This window comes from Rivihabitans pingtungensis (assembly GCF_003201855.1).
Classification (GTDB): domain Bacteria; phylum Pseudomonadota; class Gammaproteobacteria; order Burkholderiales; family Aquaspirillaceae; genus Rivihabitans; species Rivihabitans pingtungensis.
This window is the reverse complement of record NZ_QJKI01000001.1, coordinates 353,720-378,649: the sequence shown is the minus strand read 5'-3', so window position 1 is coordinate 378,649 and position 24,930 is coordinate 353,720. Positions and strand designations below refer to the sequence as shown.

The following is a 24,930-nucleotide window of genomic DNA, read 5'->3' as shown; positions in this document are numbered from 1 at the left end:
AGGCGGACGCGCATGAAAAATACAGAATTTACCAATATTTACCATGCCCATGTCAATATTTGACCGAGCAGCCGCTTGGGCCTATACGCATGCCGGCGCAAGCTCATCCGCCCGGCGCCCAGACTGGATGCCGGGCGGGTAGATCAGGCGCGGGTCAGCGCCACGGCAAAAAATCCGTCGGTATTGTCACGTGCCGGATTCAGCCGCAGGCGCTCGCCGGTGGCCAGCTGCACGCGCTGTTCGGCCAGCAGCGCTTCGGCGTTGAGCAGGCTGAATTCCGGGTGGCTGGCCAGAAAGGCGTCGACGATGGCGTCGTTTTCGGCCGGCAGCAGGCTGCAGGTGGCGTACACCAGACGTCCACCCGGCTTCACCAGGCTGGCGGCGGCATTGAGGATGGAGGCCTGGGTGGCGTTCAGCTGCGCCACGCTGTCCGGCGACTGGCGCAGTTTCAGGTCGGGGTTGCGGCGCAGGGTGCCCAGGCCCGAGCAGGGCGCGTCCACCAGCACGCGGTCGATCTTGCCGGCCAGCCGCTTGATGCGGCTGTCGTTTTCTGAGGCCAACAATTGCGGATGCACATTGGACAGCCCCGAGCGCGCCAGGCGCGGCTTGAGGTTGGCCAGGCGTTTTTCTGAAATATCAAACGCATACAGGCGGCCGGTGGACGCCATCATCGCGCCCAGCAGCAGGGTTTTGCCGCCAGCGCCCGCGCAAAAATCCACCACCATTTCGCCCCGGCGCGGGGCCAGCAGCAGGCCCAGCAGCTGGCTGCCTTCGTCTTGCACTTCAATCTGGCCGCTGGTGAACAGCGGCATCTTGGTCAGCGCCGGCTTGCCCTTCACCCGCAGGCCAAACGGCGACAGCGGCGTGGCTTCGGCGCTGATGCCGGCGGCTTGCAGCGCGGCCAGCGCGTCTTCGCGGCGGGTTTTCAGGGTGTTCACCCGCAAATCCAGCGGCGCCGGATGCTGCATGGCGCGGCCCAGCGTCAGCAGGGTGTCGTCGTCCATGCCGCCGGCTTGCAGCGCCTCGACCACCCAATCCGGCAGCTCGGCGCGCTGGGCCAGGCTCAGCTCGGGCTCCAGCGCTTTGAGCTCGCCAGCCCATTTGCGGTCGGCTTCGGTCAGCGCGTCGGAAAGTTCGCGCAGATTATGGCCGCGCACCCGCACCAGCGAGGCAATCAGCAGCCGCTTGGGGGTGGATTGCGGCGCGGTCAGCGCGGTCAGCAGCGCATGGCGGCGCAGCACGGCAAACACCGATTCGGCGATAAAGTGCCGGTCTTGCTGGCCCAGCTTGTGGTTGTCACGAAAAAACGCCGACAGCGCGGCGTCGGCCGGCTTGTCGCAGGGCAGCACGCGACGCAGCGCGTCTACGGCGTGTTGAAACAAAGAATGGCTAATGGCCATGGTGAATTCTTTCAGGTTCGGGTCGTTCCAGGATCGTCTCGCCATCCACTTGCACGCGGATGACGCGCTGATCAATCAATTTATTCTCGCCGCTGTTGCGGATGCGCAGCGGCAAATTATGCTGCTCGCGCGCCAGCCACACCTCGGTGCGCTGGCCGCGCGCCTCGCTGCTGACCTGCACCACCACCAGGGTTTGGCCGGCCAGGTTTTGCTCGCTTTCGCCGTCGATGCGCACCGGCTGGCTGTACACCTTTTTACCGGAAGTCATCTGTACGGTCTGGCCCTCCAGCGCCCCGGCGCGCAGCGCCAGCTGAAACACCAGGCTGAGGATGTCCTGCGCACCGGCTTGCAGCTCGGTGCGCTGCTCGTCGCGGTCGCCATAGCGCAGCTCGCCGGCCGCCCAGTCAAACTCGGCGTGCTCGCGCCGGGTGTCGCCGCGATAGGCGTCAAAGCGCAGTGGTTTCAGCCCATTTGCGTTCAGCTCGCCTTCGCTGACATAGCGCAGACGCGGGGCAAACAGCGAGCGCAAGGTCAGCTCCAGCCGATATTGGCCCTCGCCGCCCTGCCAGTCCAGCTCGCCAATGCCGGCCATCAGGCTGCCATAAAACACTTCATAGCGCAGGCTGACCTGCGCTGGAAAGCGCGCATCGGCCTGGGCAGACGGCGCTGGTGCAACGGGCGCTGATTCAGGCGCGGTCTGGCCCGCCGCGTCAACTGCATCCGCGTCAACCGCGTCGGCCGGCGACGGGGTAGGCTGCTTTTTGGCGTTGCCGCGCGTGGGCGCAGACGCCTTTGCCAGTTGCGCCAACGGCGCCGCCGGGCTGGCGGCGGGCGCCTGGGCCAGCTTGGCCGCCGCCGTGGGGGCCGCCAGCACCTGCAAGCGCGCGGTCAAGGGCTTGGCCGGCGGCTCGTCACGCACGGGCGCCGGCAGCCACGCCCAATCCGGCGTCAGCCACAGCAGGTGCGCCAGCAGCGAGGCCAGCAGCGCCAGCCATAGCCGCCAGTCAGCGCGGGCAGACCAGCGCGCCATCGGCGCTGCCGCCGTCCACCCGCACGCGCTGGCCAGCCAGCGTCAGCCGGCCTTCCACAAACCAGCGCACCGCCTGCGGGTAAATCTGATGCTCCACGCGCAACACCTTGGCCGCCAGGCTGTCGGCGGTATCGTCGTCCGCCACCGCCACCACGCCCTGGGCGACAATCGGCCCGTGGTCCAGCTCGGCGGTGACAAAATGCACCGTCGCCCCCGCCAGCCGGCAACCGGCGTCCAGCGCGCGCTGATGGGTGTGCAGCCCCGGAAAAGCCGGCAGCAGCGAGGGATGGATATTAAACATCCGCCCGGCGTAATGCTGGGTAAAGCCAGGGGTGAGAATGCGCATGAAGCCGGCCAGCACCACCAAGTCGGGGGCGAAGGCGTCGATCTGCGCCGCCAGCGCGGCGTCGAAATCTTCGCGGCTGGCAAAGGCTTTATGATCCAGCGCGGCAGTGGCAATACCACGCTCAGCCGCCCAGGCCAAGCCGGCGGCGTCTGGCCGGTTGGCAATCACCGCAGCAATGCGCGCGCCGGGCAGTTGAGCTTCGACAATGGCTTGCATATTCGAGCCACGGCCGGAGATAAGAATGACGATGTTTTTCATGATGTTTTTTTAGTGTATTCGGTGTGGCGGTCAGCGTGGCGTGGGGGTGAGTGGGCCGCGCTGGCGCGCGGGAGGATTGGGGGTGAGACACACCAGCTTGCCGTTGCGCTTTGCTTGGGTTCCCGCGATGCGAGAATAGGCCTGACAGAGCCAGTAGCGTACTTAGAGTACTCTTTTGCTTGGTATTGTCGTCACTTAGCGCGCGCCTCACTTGGCGCACACTACAGCACCTGTCCGCCAACACCCACACACACGCAATACCCAAAACACCCATCGTCGCGCTTAGCCGCCGTTCACCCCCGTGTGGCGCGCCGAGCATCGCAGGAAGTCAGGGAGGTTTCCGGCCCGGCTAAGCGGCGGCGCAGCCGACGCGCCATTCCGGGACGGCCCTGACTTTCGAGAAGCACAGGGCACCCGAAGGGCGCGCCACCCGGGTCGCCTTTCTTTCCCCCCTTTTCTTTGGCGAGACAAAGAAAAGGGGTCGGGTGCGGGATGAAATCCCGCCCAAAATCCAGCCCCAGCCACACTGCGCGTCAGCGCATCCCACCTCTCACGCCAGCTCCACCCGCAAACAACAAACGCTGCCAGGCTCACCCGGCAGCGTCCGCGCCTTGCCTGCCGCCCGGCAGCAGGGCGGCGTTCACTCAGGCAATCTGCGTCTGATGCTCGTCGCCTGCGCGGGCGCGGATCACACCAATGCGCGACACGGTTTCCCCCTGGGCGTTCAGCACCGCAGCAGCTTGCTCGGCGTGCTCGGCAGCGACAATCACCACCATGCCGATGCCGCAGTTGAAGGTGCGGTACATTTCCTGCATGTCCACATTGCCCTGCGTTTGCAGCCACTGGAACAGCTTGGGCAACTCCCAGCTGCCGGCGTCGATCTGCGCCACGGTGTTGGCTGGCAGCACGCGCGGGGTGTTTTCGGTGATGCCGCCGCCGGTGATGTGGGCCATGCCCTTGACCGGCAGTTGCTGCATCAGCGCCAGCAGCGGCTTCACATAAATGCGGGTGGGGGCGATGATGGCATCGCGCAGGGTTTTGCCATTGTCGAACTCGGCGTCCAGCTCGGGCTGGGCGCGGTCGAGAATCTTGCGCACCAGGCTGTAGCCATTGGAATGCACGCCGTTGGATTTCAGGCCCAGCACCACGTCGCCCGGCACGATGTCGCGGCCGGTGATGACCTGGGTTTTTTCCACCACGCCAACGGCAAAACCAGCCAGGTCGTATTCGCCCACCGGGTACATGCCCGGCATCTCGGCGGTTTCGCCGCCAATCAGCGCGCAGCCGGCTTGTTCGCAGCCGGCGGCAATGCCTTTGATCACGTCGGTGGCTTGCGGCACATCCAGTTTGCCGCAGGCAAAGTAATCCAGGAAGAACAGCGGCTCGGCGCCTTGCACCAGAATGTCGTTGACGCTCATCGCCACCAGGTCGATGCCGACGGTGTCGTGACGGTTCCAGTCGAAGGCCAGCTTGAGCTTGGTGCCCACGCCGTCGGTGCCGGACACCAGCACTGGTTCTTTGTATTTCTTGGAGATTTCCACCAGCGCGCCAAAGCCGCCCAAATCGCCCAGCACTTCAGGGCGCATCGTCCGCTTGGCAAACGGCTTGATGTTTTCAACCAGTTGGTCGCCGGCGTCGATGTCCACGCCAGCGTCGCGGTAGGAGAGGGAAGCTTGGGTCAAAATGCGCTCACTTTCGTCAGTCCGGCGCGCCGTGGATGGGCCTGTCCGGGTAGGTCAGGCTTGACGGATCGCCGTGGGGATTGAATGCTGTCTGTCTTTTGCCGCCATCTTGGGCGGTCAATCTCCGGTATTTTACCTCAAATCATGAAACGCACTCGCGATTCCGCCAGAAATGGCTGGTTTTGGCTGGCTGGCCTGGCGGCTTTTGGCTGGCTGGTTTATTTGCTCACCCCGATGTTGTCGCCGTTTGTGGCTGGCGCGGTGCTGGCTTACATCGTGGCGCCGCTGGTGGATTGGCTGGAGCATCGGCGCGTGGGCCGCACGCTGGGCACGCTGTTGGTGATTGTGTTGCTGATGCTGGCGTTGGCCTGCCTGCTGGTGTTGATCGTGCCGATGCTGATCAACCAGGGCCAGGCCTTGTCGCTGCGCCTGCCTGGCTTGGTTGACTGGGCGGAAAACACCCTGTCGCCCTGGCTGCGCGACACCTGGGGCATGACCTGGCATTTTGACGCCGCCACGCTCAAGCGCGAGCTGACCAGCAATCTGGGTGCGCTGCGCGGCATGCTGGCGCGCGCCGCGCCCTTGATCACCGACCAGGGCCTGGCCTTGTTTGGCTATGTGTCCAATTTGCTGCTGCTGCCGCTGGTGTTGTTTTATCTGGTGCGCGACTGGCAGCAGTTTACCCGGCCGCTGGCGCGCTTGATTCCGCGCCGCTGGTATCGGGACTTGGGTATGCTCGGCGATGAAATCGACGATATGCTCGGCCAGTTTTTGCGTGGCCAGCTGGCGGTGATGCTGATCATGGCCGGGGTGTACGGCGGCGGGCTGTGGCTGGTGGGGCTGGAGTCCGGCTTTGCCATTGGCGTGGTGGCCGGCTTGCTGGTGTTCATCCCCTATGTGGGCGCCGCCATCGGCCTGACCCTGGCCACGCTGGCGGCGCTGTTGCAGTTTGGCGGGCTGGGCGGGCTGCTGCTGGTGTGGCTGGTGTTCATGATTGGCCAACTGCTGGAAAGCATGTTCATCACCCCCAAGCTGGTGGGCGAGCGCATTGGCCTGCATCCCTTGGTGGTGATTTTTGCCCTGCTGGCGTTTGGTCAGCTGTTTGGTTTTGTTGGGGTAATGATGGCGCTGCCGGTGTCGGCGGCCTTGGTGGTGGTGGTCAAGCTGGCGCAGGCGCGCTATCTGGCCAGCCGTTTTTATCGCCGCCGACGCTGAGGGCACGCCCGATGGCCCCGCCCATTCGCACCGTGCGGCTGATCCTGGGTGACCAGCTGAACATTCGCCACCCCTGGTTTGCCCAGGTGGACGACAGCGTGCTTTACCTGATGGCCGAGCTGCACCAGGAAGCCCGCTATGTGCGCCATCACTGGCAAAAGCTGCTGGGGTTTTTGCTGGCCATGCGCCAGTTTGCCGACACCCTGCGTGCTGCTGGCCACCGGCTGCACTATGTGCGCATCGGCGACGCCGCCAGCCAACTGCCGCTGCCCGAGGTGCTGCGCCAGATACTCACCGAGCACGGCGCGGCGCGCTTTGAATACCAGCAGCCGGACGAATACCGGCTGGATCAGCAATTGCTGCTGTTCAGCCAATCCCTGCCGCAGCCGGGCGAGGCTTGCGACAGCGCGCATTTTTACACCCGCCGCGATGAATTGGCCGCGTGCTTTCCTGGCGACACCCCCTTGCTGATGGAGCGCTTTTACCGGCGCATGCGCCGCACGCACGGGATCTTGCTGGATGGCGCGGCCCCACTGGGCGGGCGCTGGAACTTTGACCACGACAACCGCAAAAAATACAAAGGCACGCCGCCGGTGCCGCCCGCGCTGAGCTTTGCCCGCGATGTGTCGGCGCTGCTGGCGGAAATCACCACCGCCGGGGTCAGCGGTTTTGGCCAGATCGACGCGACGGCGTTTCCCTGGCCGGCCAACCGCGACGAGGCGCTGGCGCAACTGGCGTATTTTTGCCAACACCTGCTACCTCACTTTGGCGAATACCAGGACGCCCTGCACAGCGAACAGGCATTTTTGTTTCATTCCCGCTTGTCGTTTGCGCTGAATCTCAAGCTGATTTCACCCGCAGAAGTCATCAACGCCGCCGTGGCACAGTTTCAGCAGCAGCCCGCGCAGATCAGTCTGGCGCAAATCGAGGGCTTTGTGCGCCAGATTCTGGGCTGGCGCGAGTATGTGCGTGGCGTGTACTGGAAGGCCATGCCGGAATACGGCCAGCTGAACCAGCTGGACAATCACCACCCGCTGCCGCAGATGTTCTGGACCGGCCACACGCGCATGCGCTGCCTGCATCTGGCGCTGACGCAAAGCCTGCGCCATGCCTACGCCCACCACATCCAGCGCTTGATGGTGATTGGCAACTTTGCCCTGCTCAGCCAGCGCCACCCGGACGCGGTGGATGCCTGGTATCTGGGCGTGTATATCGACGCCATCGAATGGGTGGAGCTGCCCAATACCCGGGGCATGAGCCAATACGCCGATGGCGGCCTGCTGGCCAGCAAACCCTATGTGTCCTCAGGCAGCTATATCAACAAAATGAGCAACTACTGCGCTGGCTGCGCCTATCAGGTCAAGGCGCGCACCGGCCACGACGCCTGCCCGTTCAACAGCCTGTACTGGCGTTTTCTGGATGACAAAAAAGCCCACTTTGCCGGCAACCCGCGCATGGCGATGATGCTCAAACTGCTGGCCGACCTGCCGGCCGACGAACTAAGCGCCATCCGCGCCCGAGCGGGCGAGATCATGGCCGACCCGGATCGGTTTTAATGTGCCGCTGACAAAATTCCCCTGGCTTTGTGGCGCAGCCTGCCATTGTTTGTCTGGCCATCATTATGGTGCTCAATATTTTTATATGTATTTGATTTTTAAATAAATTCTGATGCATCTTTTCCCATTACCCCATCCAACACCTCCCCCGACAGCGCCGTCCGCGCATAAGCAAAGTTTCCCTTGTTCAGCATATCGTCGGCGGCGTGGTGGAGGGCAGTGAAGGCGGCGCGGGCGAGGGCGCTGCCGGTGCTGATGCGGCGCACGCCCAGGTCGCGCAGTTGCGCCAGGGTCAGTTGCGCGGCGGGGCCGGCGGTCAGCACGTTGAGCGGGGCGTTGACTTCGCGCACCAGGGTGGCGATGTCGGCTGGCTGGCTGATGCCGGGGGCAAACAGGCAGTCGGCGCCAGCGTCGCGAAAGGCGCATAGCCGGTCGATGGCTTCGGCCAGCGGGCTGGGGTGGCCGGTTAAAAAGCATTCGGTGCGGGCGGTCAGCACAAAGGGGGTAGCGTGTTGGTCGATGGCGGCGCGGGCGGCGCGCACGCGCTCGATGGCGTCTTGCCGCGAGCGCAGCACAAATTGGCCGGGGGTGGCGTAGCCGGCCACGTCTTCCAGGCTGCCGCCGGCGCAGCCGATGGCGATGGCGCGGGTGAAGGTGCGTTGCACGTCGTCCAGGCTGTCGCCAAAGCCGGCTTCCAGGTCGGCGCTGACCGGGATGGACACGGCGGCGACAATGCTGGCGATGGCGGCAAACATGGCGTCCACCGATTGGCGCGGGTCGGAGTCTCGATGGCCGGCGGCAAAGGCAATGCCGGCGCTGGTGGTGCCCAGTGCGGCAAAACCGCAGGCAGCCAGGTATTTGGCGCTGCCGGCGTCCCAGGCGTTGGGCATCAGGAAGGTGCCTCTTTGGTGCAGGGCAAGAAAATCACGGGCTTGGTGGGTAGCGTCGGCGGGCATGAGCAGCTTTCTGGCGGGTGGGGCGCGGACAGGGATGATGCCTGCGCGGCGGCGGGCTGGCCATCCCCAGCAGAGGAGAGGGTGGGCGCAGATGTGCTTGTCACCTAACAAAACCCTGCTGGCGTGGTTGCCCGACCTTGCCGTACTTCCCGTACTGTCTGCAGTCGTGCGCCTGGCCAGGATCGCTTCGCTGAGTTTTGTGAGCCATTCTTAATGCCGAGTTGCGCTGGCATGCTGCTGCCGTGTGTTGGCTGTGCGGTGCGGCAGGTGTGCCAAGGGGCGATAGATGACCCTGTTATTATTGACGATGGCGTGAACGTGTACACAGCTATCGTCTTGGTCGCTTTTGTGTTTTTATTGGGCTTTATGGTATTTACGGAGCCTGTACGATGAGCTGGGACGAGCGCTATTCGACCGCTGAATATGTTTATGGCACTGAACCAAACGGGTTTTTGGTTGAGCATGCCGGCCTGCTGCGTGGCCCGGTGTTGTCACTGGCCGAGGGCGAGGGACGCAATGGTGTGTTTCTGGCTGGGCAGGGCTTGACGGTTCATGGGGTAGACAGTTCGGCGGTGGGCTTGGCCAAGGCTCAGGCGCTGGCCGCTGCGCGTGGGGTCAGCCTGCATGTCGAGCAGGCGGATCTGGCTGAGTTTGTGCCCGCCTGCGCGGCGTATGGCGCCGTGGTGTCAATTTTTGCCCACGTGCCTGGCGCGGTGCGTACGCGGTTATACCCGTTGCTGGTGGATTGTCTGCAGCCAGGTGGGTTGCTGCTGCTGGAGGCGTATTCGCTGGCGCAGCTGCCACGCACAACCGGCGGGCCAAAAGACCCGGATTTACTGATGTCGGTAGACGCCATCCGGTGCGGCTTTGCCGGGTTGGAGCCTGTGCTGCTGCAAGAGTTGACGCGTGAGGTGCACGAGGGGCGCCTGCATACCGGCCTGGCCTCAGTCGTGCAATTCATTGGTCGCAAGCCATGCTGAGACGTGACTGATCACGTGCTTTCAGCTTGCACAATTCAATGTCAGCCACATAAAATGACAAAAGCAGCCCTTGTCCGGCATGTTGCCGTTTTCGGCAACATGCCGGACAAGCTTGTCAACCGTTTTTCCCGCAGGGTAGCCAAAGCGCAGCCTGTCGTGCCCGCCACGGGCATGGTCCAGCCGCGGTGATGAAGAGTTATGCCCACACACACCAAAGCCCCCGCTTCCGCCTCCATACCCAGTTATTCTGCCCTGATACGTCGCGCCTTGCCGTTATGGCTGCTGGTGATGGTGGTGCTGGTGCTGTATTGGGCGCAACTGTTGCAAGCCCATCGAGATCAACTGGCTCAGGTAGAAGCCCAGACCCGTTTGCGTGCAACGCAGATGGCCAGCGCTTTGTCGTTGCAGATCGGTTCGTTGTTCAATGGCGTGGATTATGTCTCGCGCACGCTGGCGAACACTTATCGGGATGATCAGCCGGAAGTCTTCCGGCAGGCGCTGGATCTGGCCAAAAAGAAAGCCTTCCCGGAGGGCGCATTGGTGCAGATTGCCGTCGCCGATGCCCAGGGTTTAGTACAGTTTTCCAGCTTGCAGGACAAATCCGACGGCAAACCGGTGTCGATTGCCGATCGCGAGCATTTTAGCGTGCATGCACAAAAGTTGGTGGAGGGCATGTACATCAGCCATCCTGTGCAGGGCCGGGTATCAAAACGCTGGTCCATCCAGTTTTCGCGCGCCATTTACCACAACCAGGTATTTGCTGGTGTGGTTGTGCTGTCTATCTCGCCGGATTACATCTCGAATTTCTTTCGTGAGGTGTTTTATCAGTCCGGGGATGTGGTCATGCTGCTGCGCGATGATGGCAGCTATCTGGCCCGTTCCCAGCAGCAGGAAAGCGTGCTGGGCAAAGCTGTGCAACCCCCCGGTTCAGGCTTTCTGATTGACCCTGGTCAGCAGCGTGGCGAATATCTGACCAAAGCGCCTCTGGATAATGTCATGCGTTACTACGCTTGGCATCGTGCTGCCAGTTATCCCGTGGTGGTCAACGTCGGCCTGAACCAGGATACGGCCCTGCAGGCTGTTCAGCACGCCCTGCAACTGAGCCTGCTGCGCAATGGCCTGGGCACGCTGATGATTCTGCTGGGGATGTCCGGCATCAGTTGGCTGTTCTTCCAGAAGCAACGCGGCATGGCGCAATTGCAGGAAAGTGAAGAGCGTCTGGGTCTGGCCCTGCAGGGTGGAGATCTGGGCTCCTGGGACTGGGATATTCCCAGCGATGCGATTAGCTTTAGTGTTCGTTGGGCGCAGATGCTGGGTTATCAGCCGGATGATCTGCCACACACCTTCAATGGTCTGCAGACACTGACTCATCCGGATGATTGGCCGCGCAAGCTGGCCGCACTGAGAAACCATCTGGAAGGCGCCAGCGTGGTGTTTGAGTCCGAACACCGCATGCTGCACCGTGATGGTCACTGGGTATGGATTCTGGCCAAGGGGCGTGTCACCCACTGGAGTTCGGCCGGCGCGCCCTTGCGCGCAGTGGGCACGCATCTGGACATCACTGCCCGCAAGCAGGCCGAAGCCGCCCGTGCCGAATTGCAGGCGCGTCTGAGCAAGCTGGTGGCTCAGGTTCCAGGTATGGTGTACCAATACCGGCTACGCCCGGACAGCACAGCCTGCTTTCCGTATGCCAGTGTGGGCATTCGTGCCATTTATCAATTGCAGCCGGAAGACGTGCGCAATAACGCTGATCCGGTGTTTGCCGTGATTCATCCGGATGACCTGCAACGGGTGATGACTTCCATCCGGGTATCGGCTGTCAATCTCACACCGTGGCAGTGCGAATACCGTGTGCGCTTCGCCAATGGCGTAGTGCGCTGGCTCAGCGGCCAGGCCAACCCCGAGCGCGAAGCCGATGGCGGCACCTTGTGGCATGGCTATATCCATGACATCACTGCCACCTACACCGTGCAGCAGGCGTTGCGCCAGAGCGAAGAGCGCCTGCGGCTGACGGTGTCCGCCGTGCGCGATGGTCTGTGGGAATGGGACACCCGCAGTGGAGTGATCCACTGGGATAACCGCTGCTACGACATGCTGGGCTACGAGCCACAGGCTTTTCCGCTGACCCTGATGGTGTGGACCGAAATGCTGCACCCGCTGGATCGCGAGCATACCCTGGCCAAACTTGATCCGGTGTCGATGCCGCGGGAGGGAGCTCGGGTGGAGTGCCGGCTGCGCACTGCCCAGCACGACTGGCGCTGGGTGGAAATCCGTGGCCAACTGGTGCAGGACGCCAGTGGCCAGCATGTGCGCATGATGGGCACGTACAGCGACATCAGCCAGCGCGTCGAGCAGGCACACCTGCGCCGTGCGCTGCTGGACCAAAGCGCGGCGGCCATCTTCCTGGCCGCCCCAGACCGCACCATCCGCCACGCCAATGCCCGCGCCGTGGAAATGTTTGCCAAGGATGGCAAGACATTACGCAATCTGTCGTTCAGCCAGCTACATGTGGATACACAAACCTACGAAGCATTTGGCAGCTATTACGACACCCTGCGCCGCAATGGCCAGGTGCGGCTGGAACACCCGCTGCGTGACGCACACGGCCAGATCCGCTGGTTTGACGCCCACGGCACCCTGCTGGATCCGGATCGTCCCGATGCCGATGTGATCTGGACGCTGATCGACACGACCGAGCGTCATCAGGCCGAAACTGCCCTGGCCGCCGAACGTGTACGGCTCACTGCCATCATTGATCGTTTCCCTGCCGGCGTGTGGGTGGATGATGAAGACGGCCATATCGTGCTGATCAACCAGAATCTGTGCGACCTGCTGGAAGTCAACGATGTGCCGACGCATCTGGTGGGGCAGGTGCAGCGCCAGTTGCTGAGCAGTCTGCCAGAAAGCAGCCGGGCCTTGTTTGAAACGGACGGGCGCTCGCGCTCGGATGGGTATCTGGCGCGAGAAATCCCTGCCAACCATGGGCGCACGCTGGAAGTGGACCAGCAGCCGATTACCCACGACGAGCAATATTTTGGCCGGCTGTGGCTGGTGCGTGACATCACCGGGCAAAAGCGCCGCGAAGCCATTCTGGAAACCCTGGCGGCTACCGATGCGCTGACCCGGTTACCCAATCGTCGCGCCTTTATTGCGCATCTGGAGCAATACGCTCAGGATCTTGTCCGTGGCACGCAGCAAAGCGGTGCGGTGCTGATGATTGATCTGGATTTTTTCAAGCGTATCAATGACAGCTATGGCCACGGCGTGGGCGACAAGGTGCTGCAACAAACCGCCTCGGTCATTCGTCACACCCTGCGCGCCGATGATGTGGCCGGTCGTCTCGGTGGCGAAGAATTTGCCGTGCTCTTGCCTGGCGCCCCGGCCGATCATGCCTGTGAAGTGGCCGAGCGCCTGCGTGCTGCCATCGCTGATGTGCGGGTGGAGGTGAACGAAGGCCTGGTGCACGTCACGGCCAGTATTGGCGTGTATGCAATCGCTGATGCCACGCTCTCTAGCGACGACTGGCTGGCGAGGGCAGACAGTGCGCTGTATCGAGCCAAGCATGAAGGACGCAACCGCGTGGTGCGCGATCAGTGAACAGGCCGACGTCCGGACAAAAACCGGGTAGAATCGCCAGCATGAAAACGATTCTTGCAGTGGCGTCGCTGTGTGCATGCACGGCGGCAACCGCCGCCGGCTATCAGGATATGGCCGGCCTGATTGGCCAGGCCCGGCAGTTTGCCGAAGCTTCTCTGGCGGGCACCCAGGCCCGCGTGACTGTTGGCGTGGTGGACACCCGCCTGCGCCTGCCTGCCTGCCCGATTCCCCCCATGCCCAACTGGCAAGGCGGCCGTTTTGAAGGCAACACCGCCGTGGAGATGTCTTGCCCGCAACTGGGCTGGAATATTCGTGTGCCAGTCAAGGTCGAGCGGGAAACCATGGTGGTGGCCATGCGTCGGCCAGTCACCGCGGGCAGCATGCTGACCCCGGATGATGTGATGCTGGTGCCCGCTCGTGGCAATATGGCCTCGGTGTCGGTGACAGCGCTCAATGAAGCCATCGGCCAGGTGGTTGGCCAGAATCTGCCCGCTGGCCTGATCCTGCGTCGGGGATTGTTGCGCCAACAGCAGGTGATTCAGTCTGGTCAGAAAGTCCAGTTGATGGCGACCGATGGCAGTTTTCAGGTCTCGGCTGAAGGTGTTGCATTGAAAAATGGCAGCGTGGGTGAGGTGATCGGTGTGCGTATGCCTTCCGGCCGGGTGATCAGTGGCGTGGTCAGCGCCAGTGGTGCAGTGGAAGTGCGCTTCTGAAGCGTGCTGGTGATGCGTTCAATCCGGTAAAGTTGTGCGCCAAGCGGGTAAAAACCGGCTAAAATACTCAAGATTGCCAGCGTTTTACCGATACCGAAGCTTGAATTCCTTATGCACGAAGTGATGCCATCATGAAAATCGACTCCACGGGCAGACCGGTTGTCACCCGGCCAGTTGGCGGCAAGGGCCGTGCCAGCGCTCGTTCGTCGGTCACCGGCGGTGAAAGCCGTTCGGAAGACAACGTTGACATCAATCCGCTGGCCAGCCAGATGGCGGCGGCTGAGCAGGAGATCCGCGAGCGCCCGGCATTTGACGCCGAAAAAGTGGCTGCCATCAAGGACGCCATTGCCGCTGGCAAATTCCAGATCAATCCTGAAGCCATCGCCGACAGCCTGATTGCGGTGAGCCGGGAACTGCTGCAAAACAAATCTTGATGTGAGACAGGAATCCATGAGTGATCGTCTGCAGGAACTGAATCGCCTGATTGCGGAAGAACGCGCGGGCTACACTGAACTGATCACCCTGCTGGAGCAAGAACAACGCGAGTTGATCTCCGGCACCGCACACAAGCTGGAAGCCCTGGCCCAGCAGAAAGCCATTGTCCTGCAAGAGCTGGACGCACTGGCCCAACAGCGTGGCGACCACATGCGCGTACTGGGCATGGTGTCTTTGAATGCCTGGCGCGCCTGGTTGGCTGACAAGCCTGAATTGTTGCCGGCCTGGCTGGGACTGGAAGTGCTGGCGCAAAAAGCCAAGCTGATCAACGAGATCAATGGCAAGCTGATTTTGACCCACATGGAGCAGGTGGAAGCCTCGTTGGAAGTGCTGTTCACCAGTGATCAGAGCACCTTTGCCTATAGCCGTGACGGTGGTGCGCGCTCGGCACTGATTGGCGGCCGCCGCCTCGGCTCTGCCTGATTTTTATTGCCCATCTTGCCATACCCGCCCGGGCAGGCTGCCCAGCTGCCGGGCTTTATGGTATCGTGCTGGCACTTGACTCTGTGCCCCGGATGTTCGCATGACCCTGCTTTCGATTATTGTTGCCCTGGCGCTGGAACAGCTTCGCCCGCTGGGCAACCGTAACCGCCTGTTCCTGTTGTTCACCCGCTACGCCAACACCCTGGAGCGCAACCTCAACGCCGGCCAGAACCGCCATGGCGTACTGGCCTGGCTGGCTGGCGTGTTGCCGGTCTGCCTTGCCGTGTACGGCGTGTATGCGCTGTGCCTGCAGGTGTCGCCGTTTCTGGCGCTGGCCTGGAATGTGCTGGTGCTCTACCTGACCATGGGTTTTCGCCATTTCAGCAGCGCGCTCACCGAAATCACCGACGCCCTGGCCGAACAACGGGTGATGGACGCCCGCACTGCGCTGGCGCGCTGGTCTGGTCAATCCACCAGCGAGCTGGAAGTCAACGAAATCGCCCGCGTCACCATCGAGCAAGGCGTGATCGACAGCTACCGCCATGTGTTCGCCACCATGTTCTGGTTTGCCGTGCTGCCCGGCCCGGTGGGCGCCGTGCTGTACCGTTTTTCCAGCATTCTTTTTCAAAAGTGGGGCATGCGCGACAGCCAGTTTGGCGATTTGTTTGGCCGCTTTGCCTACCGTGCGCAAGAAACCCTGGACTGGTTGCCCACCCGGCTGACCGCGCTGAGCTTTGCCATCATGGGCGACTTTGAAGACGCCGTGTATTGCTGGCGCGCTCAGGCGCAAGCCTGGGGCCACTACGCTTACGGCATCCTGCTGGCCAGCGCCGCCGGCGCCTTGGGCATCAAGCTGGGCGACCCGCTGCGCCAGGACTACACCGTCAAGTTCCGCCCTGAACTGGGCGTGGGCGACGACGCCGACCCGCGCTACCTGAAAAGCGCCGTGGGCCTGGTCTGGCGGGTGGTGATGTTCTGGCTGTTCATGATTGCCGTCATCTCGCTGGCCTGGTGGGTGTAAGCGCTTTTCCCTCTGTTTTTTTCTGCGCTGTTCGTGAGGTTAGTCTGACGAACAGCGTGAGTATTGCAATCTGTGTTTAGTCATAAAGGAACCCCGTCATGACGTTTGCCGAGCTTGGCTTGTCGCCAGAAGTGCTCAAGGCGGTTGAAGAGCTGGGCTATGCGTCACCGACGCCGATTCAAGCCAAAGCCATTCCGGTGGTGTTGGGCGGCAGCGATGTGCTGGCCGCCGCCCAGACCGGCACCGGCAAGACCGCCGCCTTCACCCTGCCGCTGCTGTCGCGCCTGCGCGCGCACGCCAACAACAGCGCCTCGCCCGCCATGCACCCGGTGCGCGCGCTGATCCTCACCCCCACCCGCGAACTGGCCGACCAGGTCAGCGCCAGCGTGGCGCAGTACAACAAATACCTGCCGTTGCGTTCGGCGGTGGTGTTTGGCGGCGTGGCGATGGATCCGCAAAAAGAAGCGCTGCGCCGTGGCGTGGAAGTGCTGGTGGCCACGCCGGGCCGTCTGCTGGACCATATCGAGCAAAAAAACGTGATGCTCAACCGGGTGGAAATGCTGATTCTGGACGAAGCCGACCGCATGCTGGACATGGGCTTTGTGCAGGACATCCGCCGCATCATGAGCCTGCTGCCGGCCAATCGGCAAACCCTGCTGTTCTCGGCCACCTTCGCCCCGGAAATCAAGCGCCTGGCGGCTGATTTCATGCGCGAGCCGGAGCTGGTGGAAGTGGCCCGGCAAAACGCCACCAGCGAAAACATCGAGCAAGTGGTGTACGCGGTGGACGCCGCGCGCAAGCGCCATTTGCTGGTGCATCTGCTGCAAGCGCGCAGCATCGCCCAGGTGATTGTGTTCTGCCGCACCCGCCAGGGCGCCGAGCAGCTCTCGCGCGAACTCAAGCGCGACGGCCTGGCCGCCGAAGCCATTCACGGCGACAAGGCGCAAAGCCAGCGGCTGGAAACCCTGTCGGCGTTCAAGGATGGCCAGGTGCGCGTGCTGGTGGCCACCGACGTGGCCGCCCGTGGCCTGGACATCGAAGAACTGCCGTTTGTGGTGAATTTCGAGCTGCCCAACTCGCCGGAAGACTACGTACACCGCATTGGCCGCACCGGCCGTGCCGGCAGCAAGGGCGTGGCGCTGTCGCTGATGGGCGAGGACGAGCAACGCCAGCTGGAAGCCATCGAAACGCTGATCAAGCAAAAGCTGCCGCCGCAAACCGAACGCCGCTTCTGGCCCAGCTGGATGCCGCGCCCCGAGCGCGAGCGCGAAGTGGCCGCCACAGCGCCGGTGGACACCGTCAGCAGCAAGCGCGCCCTGGCCGCGCTGTCGGCGGCGCCCACCCGCAGCACGCCATCCACCCCGGCGCCACTGCGCCGCTTCAGCCATGCCGCCCTGCGCGGCGAGCCGCGCGAAATCCCGGCGCTGCTGCTGCCACCGCGCTACCGCTAAGCTTGTAGCGCCACGCCAACGCCCCTGCCGCCCGCCAGGGGCGTTGCCGCGTCTGAACTTTATGACATGGTCTGGCTCGAACAGGCGCGGATAAATCGCCGTTCACGCCGCCCGCTCAGTCTGGCCGAGCAGATAGGCGGCCAACATCTTTTTGTTTCTGGAGACAACTTCGGGCTTGCCCCGACTGCATATGGACTATCCCCGACCGTGTTTCACCCGCTCAATGAGCCCCGCCGCTGACGCCCCGCTGTGCTTGTGCCTGTCACGCGCTTTCCGGCAAGCTATGGGTTTTGCTTCTCCTGAATGCGGGGCTGTGCTGTGGAAGTGCTGATGCTGATTGGCCTGGTGGTGATCAATGGCCTGTTCGCCATGTCAGAGATTGCCTTGGTTACCGCGCGCAAGGCGCGGCTGATGAAACTGGCCGCCGATGGCGACCGCGCCGCCGCCGTGGCGCTGAAACTGGGCGAAGACCCCACTAAATTTCTGTCCACCATCCAGATTGGCATCACCTCGATTGGCCTGCTGAACGGCATTGTCGGTGAGGCGGTGCTGGCCGAGCCGCTGGCGCGCTGGCTGCTGTCGCTGGGCCTGCCCGAGGCCAGTGCCCATCTGGCCGCCACGGCGGTGGTGGTGGTGGCGGTGACCTATGTGTCCATCGTAGTCGGCGAACTGGCGCCCAAGCGCCTGGGCCAGATCAACCCGGAGCTGATTGCCCGGCTGGCGGCGCGGCCGATGCAGTTGCTGGCCATGTGCACCCGGCCGTTTGTCATGCTGCTGACTTTCTCCACCCACACCCTGCTGCGCCTGCTCGGCGTGCGCCAGCACACCCCGAACGGCGTCACCGAAGAAGAAATCCACGCCATGCTGGAAGAAGGCTCGGAAACCGGGGTGATCGAACAACACCAGCACGAAATGGTGCGCAACGTGTTCCGCCTGGACGACCGCCAGCTGGGTTCGCTGATGATTCCGCGCTCGGATGTGGTGTTTATCGATATCAACCTGCCGCCAGAAACCAGCCTGAACCAGCTGATTGAATCCGAGCATTCGCGTTTTCCGGTGTGCGACGGCAGCCTGGACAAGGTGCTGGGGGTGATTCACGCCAAACAGGCGCTGGCCTATGTCGCCAAGGGCGAGCTGCCAGACTACCTGAGCCATCTGCAAGCCGGGGTGTATGTGCCGGAAACCCTGACCGGCATGGAGCTGCTGGAGCAGTTTCGCGCCAATAATATGCAAATGGCTTTTGTGATCGACGAATACGGCGACACCAAGGGCATTGTCACCCTGCAAGACGTACTGGAAGCGGTGACGGGTGAATTCACCCCGCGCAACGCCGACGACGCCTGGGCGGTGCGCCGCGAGGATGGCTCCTGGTTGCTGGACGGCGCCATCCCGATTCCGGAGATGAAAGACCGTCTGGAGCTGAAAACCACCCCGGAAGAAGACAAAGGCCGTTACCACACCCTCAGCGGCATGATGATGCTGTTGCTTGGCCGCGTGCCCAGCACTGGCGACCATGCCGATTGGGAAGGCTGGCGCTTTGAAGTGGTGGACATGGACGAAAAACGCATCGATAAGGTGTTGGCGGCACCGCTGCGCAATACCGAAACCGCTTGAGCCCCAGCGCCATTCGGATGCTGGATGGCGCAGACAGGCTCAGACGTCACAATATCTTGCTCGTGATCGCAAACACCCCTGTGTAAGCGCCGCTCAGCAAACCCTCCAGACGCGATGGCGCGTTCTTGTGGCCTTTGCCGTGCAAACCCCCGTCCGCCAGAAAGCGGACGGGGGGTTGTCATGAAATGCTGCTGCTGGACGGTTTACAGCGCAAAACGCATCGACAAATCCACCGCCGAAATATCCTTGGTCAGCTTGCCAATCGAAATCCGGTCCACCCCGGTGGCGGCAATCGCGGCGATGGTGTTCAGGCTGACATTGCCCGAGGCTTCCAGCTCGGCGCAGCCAGCGGCCATTTGCACCGCCGCGCGCATATCGGTCAGCGACATATTGTCCAGCAGCACCAGGCGCGCGCCCGCGTCCAGCGCTTCGGCCAGCTCTTGCAGGTTTTCCACTTCGATTTGCACGCTGACATTGCTCGGCGCCACGGCAAACGCCGCTTCCAGCGCCGGGCGGATGCCGCCAGCGGCCAGGATGTGGTTTTCCTTGATCAGAATCCCGTCGTACAGCCCGACGCGCTGATTGACGCCGCCGCCCACTGTCACTGCGTATTTTTGCGCCACGCGCAGGCCGGGCAGGGTTTTGCGGGTGTCCATGATGCGCGACCGGTAGCCGGCGATGGCGTCGGCGTAGCGGCGGGTCAGCGTGGCGGTGGCGGACAGGGTTTGCAAAAAGTTCAGCGCCGAGCGCTCGGCGGTCAGCAGTGCGCGCGCCGGGCCGTCCAGCGTGCACAGCTCGGTGTCGGCAAACACCATCTCACCTTCTTGTACCCGCCACACCACATGGCAGCGCGGGTCCACCTGACGGAAACACTCGGTAAACCACGCCTGCCCGGCAATCACCGCCGCCTCGCGCGCTACCACAGTGGCGCGGCCAATGGCGTTGGCGGGAATCAGCTCGGCCGTCCAGTCGCGCGGGCCGATGTCCTCGGCCAGGGCGCGGGAGACGTGTTGGGCAATCAGATGAGAAGGGGGCAAGACAGCGCTCATGGCCAGCATCCTGAGTAAAAAACCATCGCGCCTGCCTGCTGTGCAGCCTGGCAGCGCGCCAAACTTTCGATTGTGCGGGCGCCGGGGCGGCGTGTCAAAGCAGGATTGCCCGCCGCGACATTGCGCCGCACAACGGCCTGCCTGGCTTTTGCTATCATGAAGGATAAAGTCTTTGCCGCTGGACCTTCGCCATGCACTTTCCCGCCCAGTTTTTTGCGCCTGCCACGCTGTGGCTGTGCCATGCCTTGTGCGCCGCCCTGTTGGTGCAAGCCGTGTGGCGGGTGCGCTGGCGACAGCTGGATCCGGTCGGGCTGAACGCCTGGATGGGCGCCTGTGTGGCGGTGATGCTGTTCTGGTCGCTCAAGGGCGGCTTCAAGCCGGGGCTGGAGTTTCATCTGCTGGGCGGCGCGGCATTTGCGCTGATGGCCGGGCCATGGCTGGCGCTGATTGGCCTGGCCATTGTGCTGGCCGGCGTCACCGCCTACGGCATGGCCGAGTGGGCGGCGTTTGGCGTCAATTTTTTGGTGATGGCCGCCGCGCCGGTGGCAGTGACCGGCCTCACCCTGCGCCTGGCGCAGCGGCTGCCAGCCAATTACTTTGTGTATATTTTTTTCAATGCCTTCCTGACCGGCTGGCTGAGCTTTTTTTGTGCCTGCCTGCTCGGCGTCAGCGTGCTGGCGCTGGCCGACGCCTATGCGCCGGACTATCTGTTTGGCGACGCGCTGAGCTTTTACTTTTTGCTGTCCTGGTCCGAGGCGTTCACCACTGGCCTGATGCTGGCGATTTTCGTGGTGTATAAGCCACACTGGGTGGCCACGTTTGACGACCGGCGTTATTTGTTGCGCAAGTAGGGTTGCTTGGGCGCTCAGGCAAAGCGCGTCGCGCCTTGTCTGAGCGCAAGGCGCGGGCTGATCTCCAGCTCGGCGTGCGGCAGCACAGCATGCGTCAGCAGGCTATCGCTGACCGCGCACAGCACATGCCCTTGCTCGCGCCAGCCGGCCAGCAGCCGGGCAAACTCCGCTTGCCAGGCGCCACCAATCCGCTCGGCATCCAGCCAACACAGCGCAGGCCCAGCCAGCCCGGCGCTATGACTCAGTAGCGTGTGCACGGCGGCATCTGCCTGACCGCGCTCGGCGCGCAGCACATCACCCAGATTGGGCAAGCTGGTGGGCAAGACCGGCACGGCCAATAGCTCAGCATGATGGCAAGGCAAAAAACCGTGCTGGCCGGGCACGCCAGTGAGCGCACCCACGCCAAGCGCCTGCATCTGCCGCAGCAGCGGCCAACTGGCCAGGCCGCCCGGCAAGTTGACGGTAAAGGGCGCCTCGGCTGCCAGACCGGCCAGACGGCGAAACAGCGCCACTCGCGCCGCCAGCGGCTGGGCGGCCAGGGTGCCGCGCCACACTCGAGATGCTTCCAGGTGCAATCCCGCCACACAGCCGGCATGGCCAATCGCCCTCAGCGCCGCTGGCGCCAGCTTATCCAGCCGTGCCCCCGGCCAGACCCGGCCTCGCCACAAGCTGCCCCATCCATACCAGCGCGCCCGCTCACGCCGGCGGCCAGTCAGTGGCGCACCGGCATCACGGCCCAGATGCAGGCACACCGTGGCGCTGGCCTGGGCGGCATGCAGCGCGTCCAACACCCGCGGCAGCGCGGTGTGCATGCCGCGCGCGGTTTCAACGGTAATCAGCAGGGCAATTTTCACGGCAATTTTCATCACAGAACGACAATGGGCGCGAATTGTCCGCCATGCCGGCGGCTTTGACCAGCAGTGCGCGAGAGCCGTTAACCAAACTCAGCGAGGCGATCCTGGCTGGGCGTGCCGCCGCAGACAGTACAAGCCGTGCGGCAAGGCCGTGTCACGACGCCAGGCGTATTTTGTCAGCGGCTCTTATGTCGATGGCGGTGCGCACTCCCGGTCAGTATTGTTCAGCAAACGCTCCCCGCATGGTGACGTGGCTTTCTCGTGTTTGCGCGCTCTCACACTGCGTGCGGTGAGTCATGTGCATCAGGCGGGAAAGTTCAACCCGCGCGGCGTGTTCATGGCACACTGCCCACCGGGCGGGCATCAAGCTTGCTTGCCTGAATCGTGCGCACAGAGACACGCCCCACCCGGCATTGGCTCTGCTTGCGCAGTGTGCTGGTACGCTCATCTTGCGCACCGGCTGGTCTGACCATGTGCCACAAGCGCATGGCCGTGTGTGCTTTTCTACCCGAAAAGAAATCTGCCATGAACTTCTCTCTGCCTCATCTGGGCACGGGCGCTGCCCGCACGCCTTCTTCTTTGCTGTCTTTCCCGCGTTTGGCCGAACTGCCGCTGGGGCCTTTGCTGGCCGGCTTGGCTGCTTTGTTCTGGGCGGGTAATTTTGTCGCTGGCCGCGCCCTGCACGATAGCCTCTCCCCCTTGCAACTGGCGTTTGGCCGCTGGAGCGTGGCGCTGCTGTGCCTGCTGCCGTTTGCCTGGCCGCGCCTGCGTGCTCAGGCTGGTGCTTTGTGGGCGGCACGGCGGCTGATTCTGGCGCTGGCGCTGACCGGGGTGACGGCCTGCAATACGCTGATTTACCAAGGCTTGCAATCCACCTCGGCCACCCAGGCGGTATTGCTGAACGCTTTCACCCCGGTGATGGTGTTGATCTACGCCGTGTGCAGCGGCCAGCGCCAGCCAGCGCGCGGCCAATGGCTGGGTCTGGTCTTGTCCTTGGTGGGGGTGCTGGTGTTGGTCAGCCAGGGCGCGCCGTGGCGGCTGTCGGCGCTTACCCCCAGCGGCGGCGATGCCTGGGTGTTCGCCGGCTGCGCCTGCTGGGCGGCCTACACCGTGCTGATGCGCCGCCTGCCCGCCGGGCTGGATCGGCTGGCGCTCACCGCTGCCTGCATGCTGCTGGGCTGGTTGCTGCTGGCGCCGCTGGCGTTGTGGGATATCAGTCAACATGGCCTGCCCAGCGTGTCGTCGTCGGCGCTGGCCGGCGTGCTGTATCTGGGGGTATTCCCATCGGTGGTGGCCTATCTGTGCTACAACCGGGCGATTGCCGAATTGGGCGCCGAGCGTGCCAGCGCCTGCCTGCATCTGGTGCCGGCCTTTGGCGCGCTATTGTCCTGCCTATTGCTAGGCGAAACCCTGCACCCCTGGCATGTGCTGGGCATTGCGGCGGTGTTTGCTGGCCTGGCGCTGGGGCGTTCGTCGCGCTGAGCGTGGCTCAAAAAACTGCTTGGCGTGCTTGCGCGGTCTGGCTGTACTGTTTGTATGGTCTACGGCCGCACATCTGTCCTGGGCGCTTGCGCGGGATGTTGTGCGCCACGCCAAGTTCGAAAACCTCCATGCTTCTGCGGTATGATGCAGGTCAATGACGGATGCACCGTGACCGGGCATGCTAAACCCATGTTCAGCACGGTACGCCACCCAATCCATGGAAGCCCTGATGAAAGTCCTGGCCTTTGTCGGCTATTCCGGCAGCGGCAAGACCACGCTGCTGGAAAAACTCATTGCCCGCCTGAGCGCCGATGGCGTTGATCTGGCGGTGATCAAGCACACCCACCACGATGTTGACCCCGACGAAATCGGGCGCGACAGTTGGCGGCATCGCCACGCTGGTGCGCGCCAGGTGATGCTGGCCGCGGCGCGGCGGCGCATGCTGATTGAAGAGCTGCCGGCGGCCAATGATCTGCCGCTGGCCGAGCACCTGGCCGCCCTGCGTCCGTGTCAGCTGGTGCTGGTGGAAGGCTTCAAGCACGAGCGTGGGCTGGCCAAGGTCGAAGTGTTTGATCCGGCCCTGTCGCGCCCGGCGCTTTATTTGACCGACCCTGATGTGCTGGCCGTGGCGTGCGATATGCCGCTGCCGGACTGTCCGCTACCGCGCTTTTCCCGCCATGACGTGGAAGGCATCCTCCAATTGATACACAAGAGTGTTTTGTCATGACTGCATCTGCCATGCTGAGCGTCGAGGCCGCGCTGGAGTTTTTGCTGAGCCGCGCCCGCCCGCTGACCGAAACCGAATCCGTTCACCTGCTCAACGCCGGCCAGCGCGTGTTGGCCGGCGAGCTGCGCGCCCGCCTGGACGTGCCGCCCGCCAATAACAGCGCCATGGATGGCTACGCCGTGCGCAGCGCCGAGGTTCACGCCGATGCCTGGCTGCCGGTGTCGCAACGCATTGCCGCCGGTGATGCCCCTGGTCCGCTGGCCGAAGGCACAGTGGCGCGCATCTTTACCGGTGCGCCGATTCCGGCCGGCGCGGATGCGGTGATCATGCAGGAGCAAGCCCACGCCGATGGCGAACGCGTGCGTTTCAGCGCCGTGGCCAAAACCGGCCAGAACATCCGCCTGGCGGGCGAAGATATCGCCAGGGATGGCGTGGTGCTGCCGGCGGGCGCCCAGCTGGGTCCGGCGCAACTGGGCCTGGCGGCCTCGGTGGGCGAAGCCTATCTGGATGTGTTGCGCCCGCTGCGGGTGGCCGTGCTGTTCACTGGCGACGAACTGGCCGAACCGGGCGAGACGTTGACGGCGGGTAAAATCTACAATTCCAACCGCTACTGGCTGCGCGGCCTGCTGGAAGCGCTGGGCTGCCAGGTGCGCGACCTGGGCATTATTCCTGACAGCCTGGCCGCCACCCGTCTGGCGCTGGCTGACGCTGCCGCCACCAGCGATGTGGTGCTGACCTGCGGCGGGGTGTCGGTGGGCGAAGAAGACCACGTCAAGCACGCCGTCGAGCGCGAAGGTCAGCTGGATTTGTGGAAAATCGCCATCAAACCGGGCAAGCCGCTGGCCTTTGGCCGGATTGCCCATGCGGATTTCATTGGCCTGCCGGGCAACCCGGTGTCGGGCTATGTTACCTTCTTGCTGCTGATTGCGCCGTTTATCCGCGCCCGTCAGGGCCGAGCAGCCCGCGCCAGCTGGCCGGTCAGCCGTCTGACTGCAGCGTTTGACTGGCCGCGCAAAGACCCGCAACGCACCGAATTTGTGCGTGTACGCAAGGCCAGCCGCGACGGCCAGACCGTGCTGGAGCTGTTCCCCAAACAAGGCGCTGGCGTGCTGACCTCGATGGCCTGGGCCGACGGTCTGGCGCGCATTCCGGCCAATCACATCGTCAAGGCCGGCGAGCAGATTGACTATCTGCCATTTGATGAATTGCTGAGCTGAAAACCCGGCCGCA

General features: G+C 63.4%; 21 protein-coding genes. 14 read left to right on the top strand and 7 right to left on the bottom strand.

What is annotated here, in order from left to right:
- Positions 1–143 precede the first annotated feature (143 nt).
- From DFR34_RS01670 to purM, 4 genes are all read right to left on the bottom strand, one after another.
- Positions 144–1,394: an RsmB/NOP family class I SAM-dependent RNA methyltransferase gene (locus tag DFR34_RS01670; protein ID WP_373277927.1), complete on the bottom strand. Its 1,251-nt coding sequence runs from the start codon at positions 1,392–1,394 to the stop codon at positions 144–146.
- The gene (locus DFR34_RS01665) at positions 1,390–2,430 is read right to left on the bottom strand and encodes a DUF3108 domain-containing protein (RefSeq protein WP_110389392.1); all 1,041 of its coding nucleotides are present in this window, start codon (positions 2,428–2,430) and stop codon (positions 1,390–1,392) included. The genes DFR34_RS01670 and DFR34_RS01665 overlap by 5 nt, the downstream gene beginning before the upstream one ends.
- Positions 2,405–3,034: a phosphoribosylglycinamide formyltransferase gene (purN, locus tag DFR34_RS01660; protein WP_110389391.1), complete on the bottom strand. Its 630-nt coding sequence runs from the start codon at positions 3,032–3,034 to the stop codon at positions 2,405–2,407. The genes DFR34_RS01665 and purN overlap by 26 nt, the downstream gene beginning before the upstream one ends.
- A gap of 644 nt (positions 3,035–3,678) precedes the next feature.
- Entirely contained in the window at positions 3,679–4,716 is a 1,038-nt protein-coding gene (gene purM, locus DFR34_RS01655) for a phosphoribosylformylglycinamidine cyclo-ligase (protein ID WP_110389390.1), read from the bottom strand.
- A 144-nt stretch (positions 4,717–4,860) separates the two neighbouring features.
- Here purM and DFR34_RS01650 point away from each other — a divergent pair, with 144 nt between their 5' ends.
- Together DFR34_RS01650 and DFR34_RS01645 are read left to right on the top strand one after the other, a co-directional pair.
- Complete coding sequence (locus tag DFR34_RS01650; protein ID WP_110389389.1) at positions 4,861–5,931, top strand: AI-2E family transporter; 1,071 nt, start codon at positions 4,861–4,863, stop codon at positions 5,929–5,931.
- Positions 5,932–5,942: 11 nt separating this feature from the next.
- Positions 5,943–7,487: a cryptochrome/photolyase family protein gene (locus DFR34_RS01645; RefSeq protein ID WP_170121682.1), complete on the top strand. Its 1,545-nt coding sequence runs from the start codon at positions 5,943–5,945 to the stop codon at positions 7,485–7,487.
- A 98-nt stretch (positions 7,488–7,585) separates the two neighbouring features.
- Here the strand turns inward: DFR34_RS01645 and DFR34_RS01640 are convergent, their stop codons facing one another.
- Positions 7,586–8,443, bottom strand: a complete 858-nt coding sequence (locus DFR34_RS01640; protein WP_110389388.1) for an isocitrate lyase/PEP mutase family protein — start codon at positions 8,441–8,443, stop codon at positions 7,586–7,588.
- 389 nt (positions 8,444–8,832) lie between these two features.
- Here DFR34_RS01640 and DFR34_RS01635 point away from each other — a divergent pair, with 389 nt between their 5' ends.
- The 8 genes from DFR34_RS01635 to DFR34_RS01600 all read left to right on the top strand — a co-directional run bounded on the left by DFR34_RS01635 (position 8,833) and on the right by DFR34_RS01600 (position 18,737).
- The gene (locus DFR34_RS01635; RefSeq protein WP_110389387.1) at positions 8,833–9,423 is read left to right on the top strand and encodes an SAM-dependent methyltransferase; all 591 of its coding nucleotides are present in this window, start codon (positions 8,833–8,835) and stop codon (positions 9,421–9,423) included.
- 267 nt (positions 9,424–9,690) lie between these two features.
- Positions 9,691–13,020, top strand: a complete 3,330-nt coding sequence (locus DFR34_RS01630) for a PAS domain-containing protein (protein ID WP_158281712.1) — start codon at positions 9,691–9,693, stop codon at positions 13,018–13,020.
- A gap of 41 nt (positions 13,021–13,061) precedes the next feature.
- Positions 13,062–13,733: a flagellar basal body P-ring formation chaperone FlgA gene (flgA, locus tag DFR34_RS01625; protein WP_110389385.1), complete on the top strand. Its 672-nt coding sequence runs from the start codon at positions 13,062–13,064 to the stop codon at positions 13,731–13,733.
- 131 nt (positions 13,734–13,864) lie between these two features.
- The gene (flgM, locus tag DFR34_RS01620) at positions 13,865–14,167 is read left to right on the top strand and encodes a flagellar biosynthesis anti-sigma factor FlgM (RefSeq protein WP_110389384.1); all 303 of its coding nucleotides are present in this window, start codon (positions 13,865–13,867) and stop codon (positions 14,165–14,167) included.
- 16 nt (positions 14,168–14,183) lie between these two features.
- Positions 14,184–14,651, top strand: coding sequence for a flagella synthesis protein FlgN (locus DFR34_RS01615; protein ID WP_110389383.1), 468 nt, complete (start codon positions 14,184–14,186; stop codon positions 14,649–14,651).
- Between the two features lie 100 nt (positions 14,652–14,751).
- Positions 14,752–15,672, top strand: coding sequence for a CobD/CbiB family protein (locus tag DFR34_RS01610; RefSeq protein ID WP_110389382.1), 921 nt, complete (start codon positions 14,752–14,754; stop codon positions 15,670–15,672).
- Between the two features lie 98 nt (positions 15,673–15,770).
- A complete protein-coding gene (locus DFR34_RS01605; protein ID WP_110389381.1) occupies positions 15,771–17,123 on the top strand; it encodes a DEAD/DEAH box helicase in 1,353 nt (450 codons plus the stop codon).
- Between the two features lie 330 nt (positions 17,124–17,453).
- Positions 17,454–18,737, top strand: coding sequence for a hemolysin family protein (locus DFR34_RS01600; protein ID WP_245906786.1), 1,284 nt, complete (start codon positions 17,454–17,456; stop codon positions 18,735–18,737).
- Positions 18,738–18,940: 203 nt separating this feature from the next.
- Here the strand turns inward: DFR34_RS01600 and nadC are convergent, their stop codons facing one another.
- Complete coding sequence (gene nadC, locus DFR34_RS01595) at positions 18,941–19,786, bottom strand: carboxylating nicotinate-nucleotide diphosphorylase (protein ID WP_110389483.1); 846 nt, start codon at positions 19,784–19,786, stop codon at positions 18,941–18,943.
- Positions 19,787–19,977: 191 nt separating this feature from the next.
- On the opposite strand from nadC, the gene DFR34_RS01590 reads away from it, so the two are divergent.
- On the top strand, positions 19,978–20,637 hold the full coding sequence (locus DFR34_RS01590) for an energy-coupling factor ABC transporter permease (protein WP_110389380.1): 660 nt from the start codon (positions 19,978–19,980) through the stop codon (positions 20,635–20,637).
- 14 nt (positions 20,638–20,651) lie between these two features.
- Here DFR34_RS01590 and DFR34_RS01585 read toward each other — a convergent pair whose 3' ends face one another.
- A complete protein-coding gene (locus DFR34_RS01585; RefSeq protein WP_146215028.1) occupies positions 20,652–21,491 on the bottom strand; it encodes a polysaccharide deacetylase family protein in 840 nt (279 codons plus the stop codon).
- Positions 21,492–22,016: 525 nt separating this feature from the next.
- On the opposite strand from DFR34_RS01585, the gene DFR34_RS01580 reads away from it, so the two are divergent.
- The 3 genes from DFR34_RS01580 to DFR34_RS01570 all read left to right on the top strand — a co-directional run bounded on the left by DFR34_RS01580 (position 22,017) and on the right by DFR34_RS01570 (position 24,917).
- Complete coding sequence (locus DFR34_RS01580; protein WP_158281711.1) at positions 22,017–22,973, top strand: DMT family transporter; 957 nt, start codon at positions 22,017–22,019, stop codon at positions 22,971–22,973.
- Positions 22,974–23,202: 229 nt separating this feature from the next.
- Positions 23,203–23,700 carry a molybdopterin-guanine dinucleotide biosynthesis protein B gene (gene mobB / locus DFR34_RS01575; RefSeq protein ID WP_110389482.1) on the top strand — a complete coding sequence of 166 codons (498 nt, stop codon included), beginning with the start codon at positions 23,203–23,205 and terminating at the stop codon, positions 23,698–23,700.
- Positions 23,697–24,917, top strand: a complete 1,221-nt coding sequence (locus DFR34_RS01570) for a molybdopterin molybdotransferase MoeA (RefSeq protein WP_245906785.1) — start codon at positions 23,697–23,699, stop codon at positions 24,915–24,917. Before mobB ends, DFR34_RS01570 begins: the two co-directional genes overlap by 4 nt.
- Positions 24,918–24,930 lie beyond the last annotated feature (13 nt).

What these genes read in the sequence shown, in the direction of transcription:
- DFR34_RS01665 (WP_110389392.1), bottom strand. Translation starts at nt 2,430, where the DNA reads ATGGCGCGCTGGTCTGCCCGCGCTGACTGGCGGCTATGGCTGGCGCTG.
- purN (WP_110389391.1), bottom strand. Translation starts at nt 3,034, where the DNA reads ATGAAAAACATCGTCATTCTTATCTCCGGCCGTGGCTCGAATATGCAA.
- DFR34_RS01650 (WP_110389389.1), top strand. Translation starts at nt 4,861, where the DNA reads ATGAAACGCACTCGCGATTCCGCCAGAAATGGCTGGTTTTGGCTGGCT.
- DFR34_RS01645 (WP_170121682.1), top strand. Translation starts at nt 5,943, where the DNA reads ATGGCCCCGCCCATTCGCACCGTGCGGCTGATCCTGGGTGACCAGCTG.
- DFR34_RS01640 (WP_110389388.1), bottom strand. Translation starts at nt 8,443, where the DNA reads ATGCCCGCCGACGCTACCCACCAAGCCCGTGATTTTCTTGCCCTGCAC.
- DFR34_RS01635 (WP_110389387.1), top strand. Translation starts at nt 8,833, where the DNA reads ATGAGCTGGGACGAGCGCTATTCGACCGCTGAATATGTTTATGGCACT.
- flgA (WP_110389385.1), top strand. Translation starts at nt 13,062, where the DNA reads ATGAAAACGATTCTTGCAGTGGCGTCGCTGTGTGCATGCACGGCGGCA.
- flgM (WP_110389384.1), top strand. Translation starts at nt 13,865, where the DNA reads ATGAAAATCGACTCCACGGGCAGACCGGTTGTCACCCGGCCAGTTGGC.
- DFR34_RS01615 (WP_110389383.1), top strand. Translation starts at nt 14,184, where the DNA reads ATGAGTGATCGTCTGCAGGAACTGAATCGCCTGATTGCGGAAGAACGC.
- DFR34_RS01610 (WP_110389382.1), top strand. Translation starts at nt 14,752, where the DNA reads ATGACCCTGCTTTCGATTATTGTTGCCCTGGCGCTGGAACAGCTTCGC.
- DFR34_RS01605 (WP_110389381.1), top strand. Translation starts at nt 15,771, where the DNA reads ATGACGTTTGCCGAGCTTGGCTTGTCGCCAGAAGTGCTCAAGGCGGTT.
- DFR34_RS01600 (WP_245906786.1), top strand. Translation starts at nt 17,454, where the DNA reads ATGCTGATTGGCCTGGTGGTGATCAATGGCCTGTTCGCCATGTCAGAG.
- nadC (WP_110389483.1), bottom strand. Translation starts at nt 19,786, where the DNA reads ATGAGCGCTGTCTTGCCCCCTTCTCATCTGATTGCCCAACACGTCTCC.
- DFR34_RS01590 (WP_110389380.1), top strand. Translation starts at nt 19,978, where the DNA reads ATGCACTTTCCCGCCCAGTTTTTTGCGCCTGCCACGCTGTGGCTGTGC.
- DFR34_RS01580 (WP_158281711.1), top strand. Translation starts at nt 22,017, where the DNA reads ATGAACTTCTCTCTGCCTCATCTGGGCACGGGCGCTGCCCGCACGCCT.
- mobB (WP_110389482.1), top strand. Translation starts at nt 23,203, where the DNA reads ATGAAAGTCCTGGCCTTTGTCGGCTATTCCGGCAGCGGCAAGACCACG.
- DFR34_RS01570 (WP_245906785.1), top strand. Translation starts at nt 23,697, where the DNA reads ATGACTGCATCTGCCATGCTGAGCGTCGAGGCCGCGCTGGAGTTTTTG.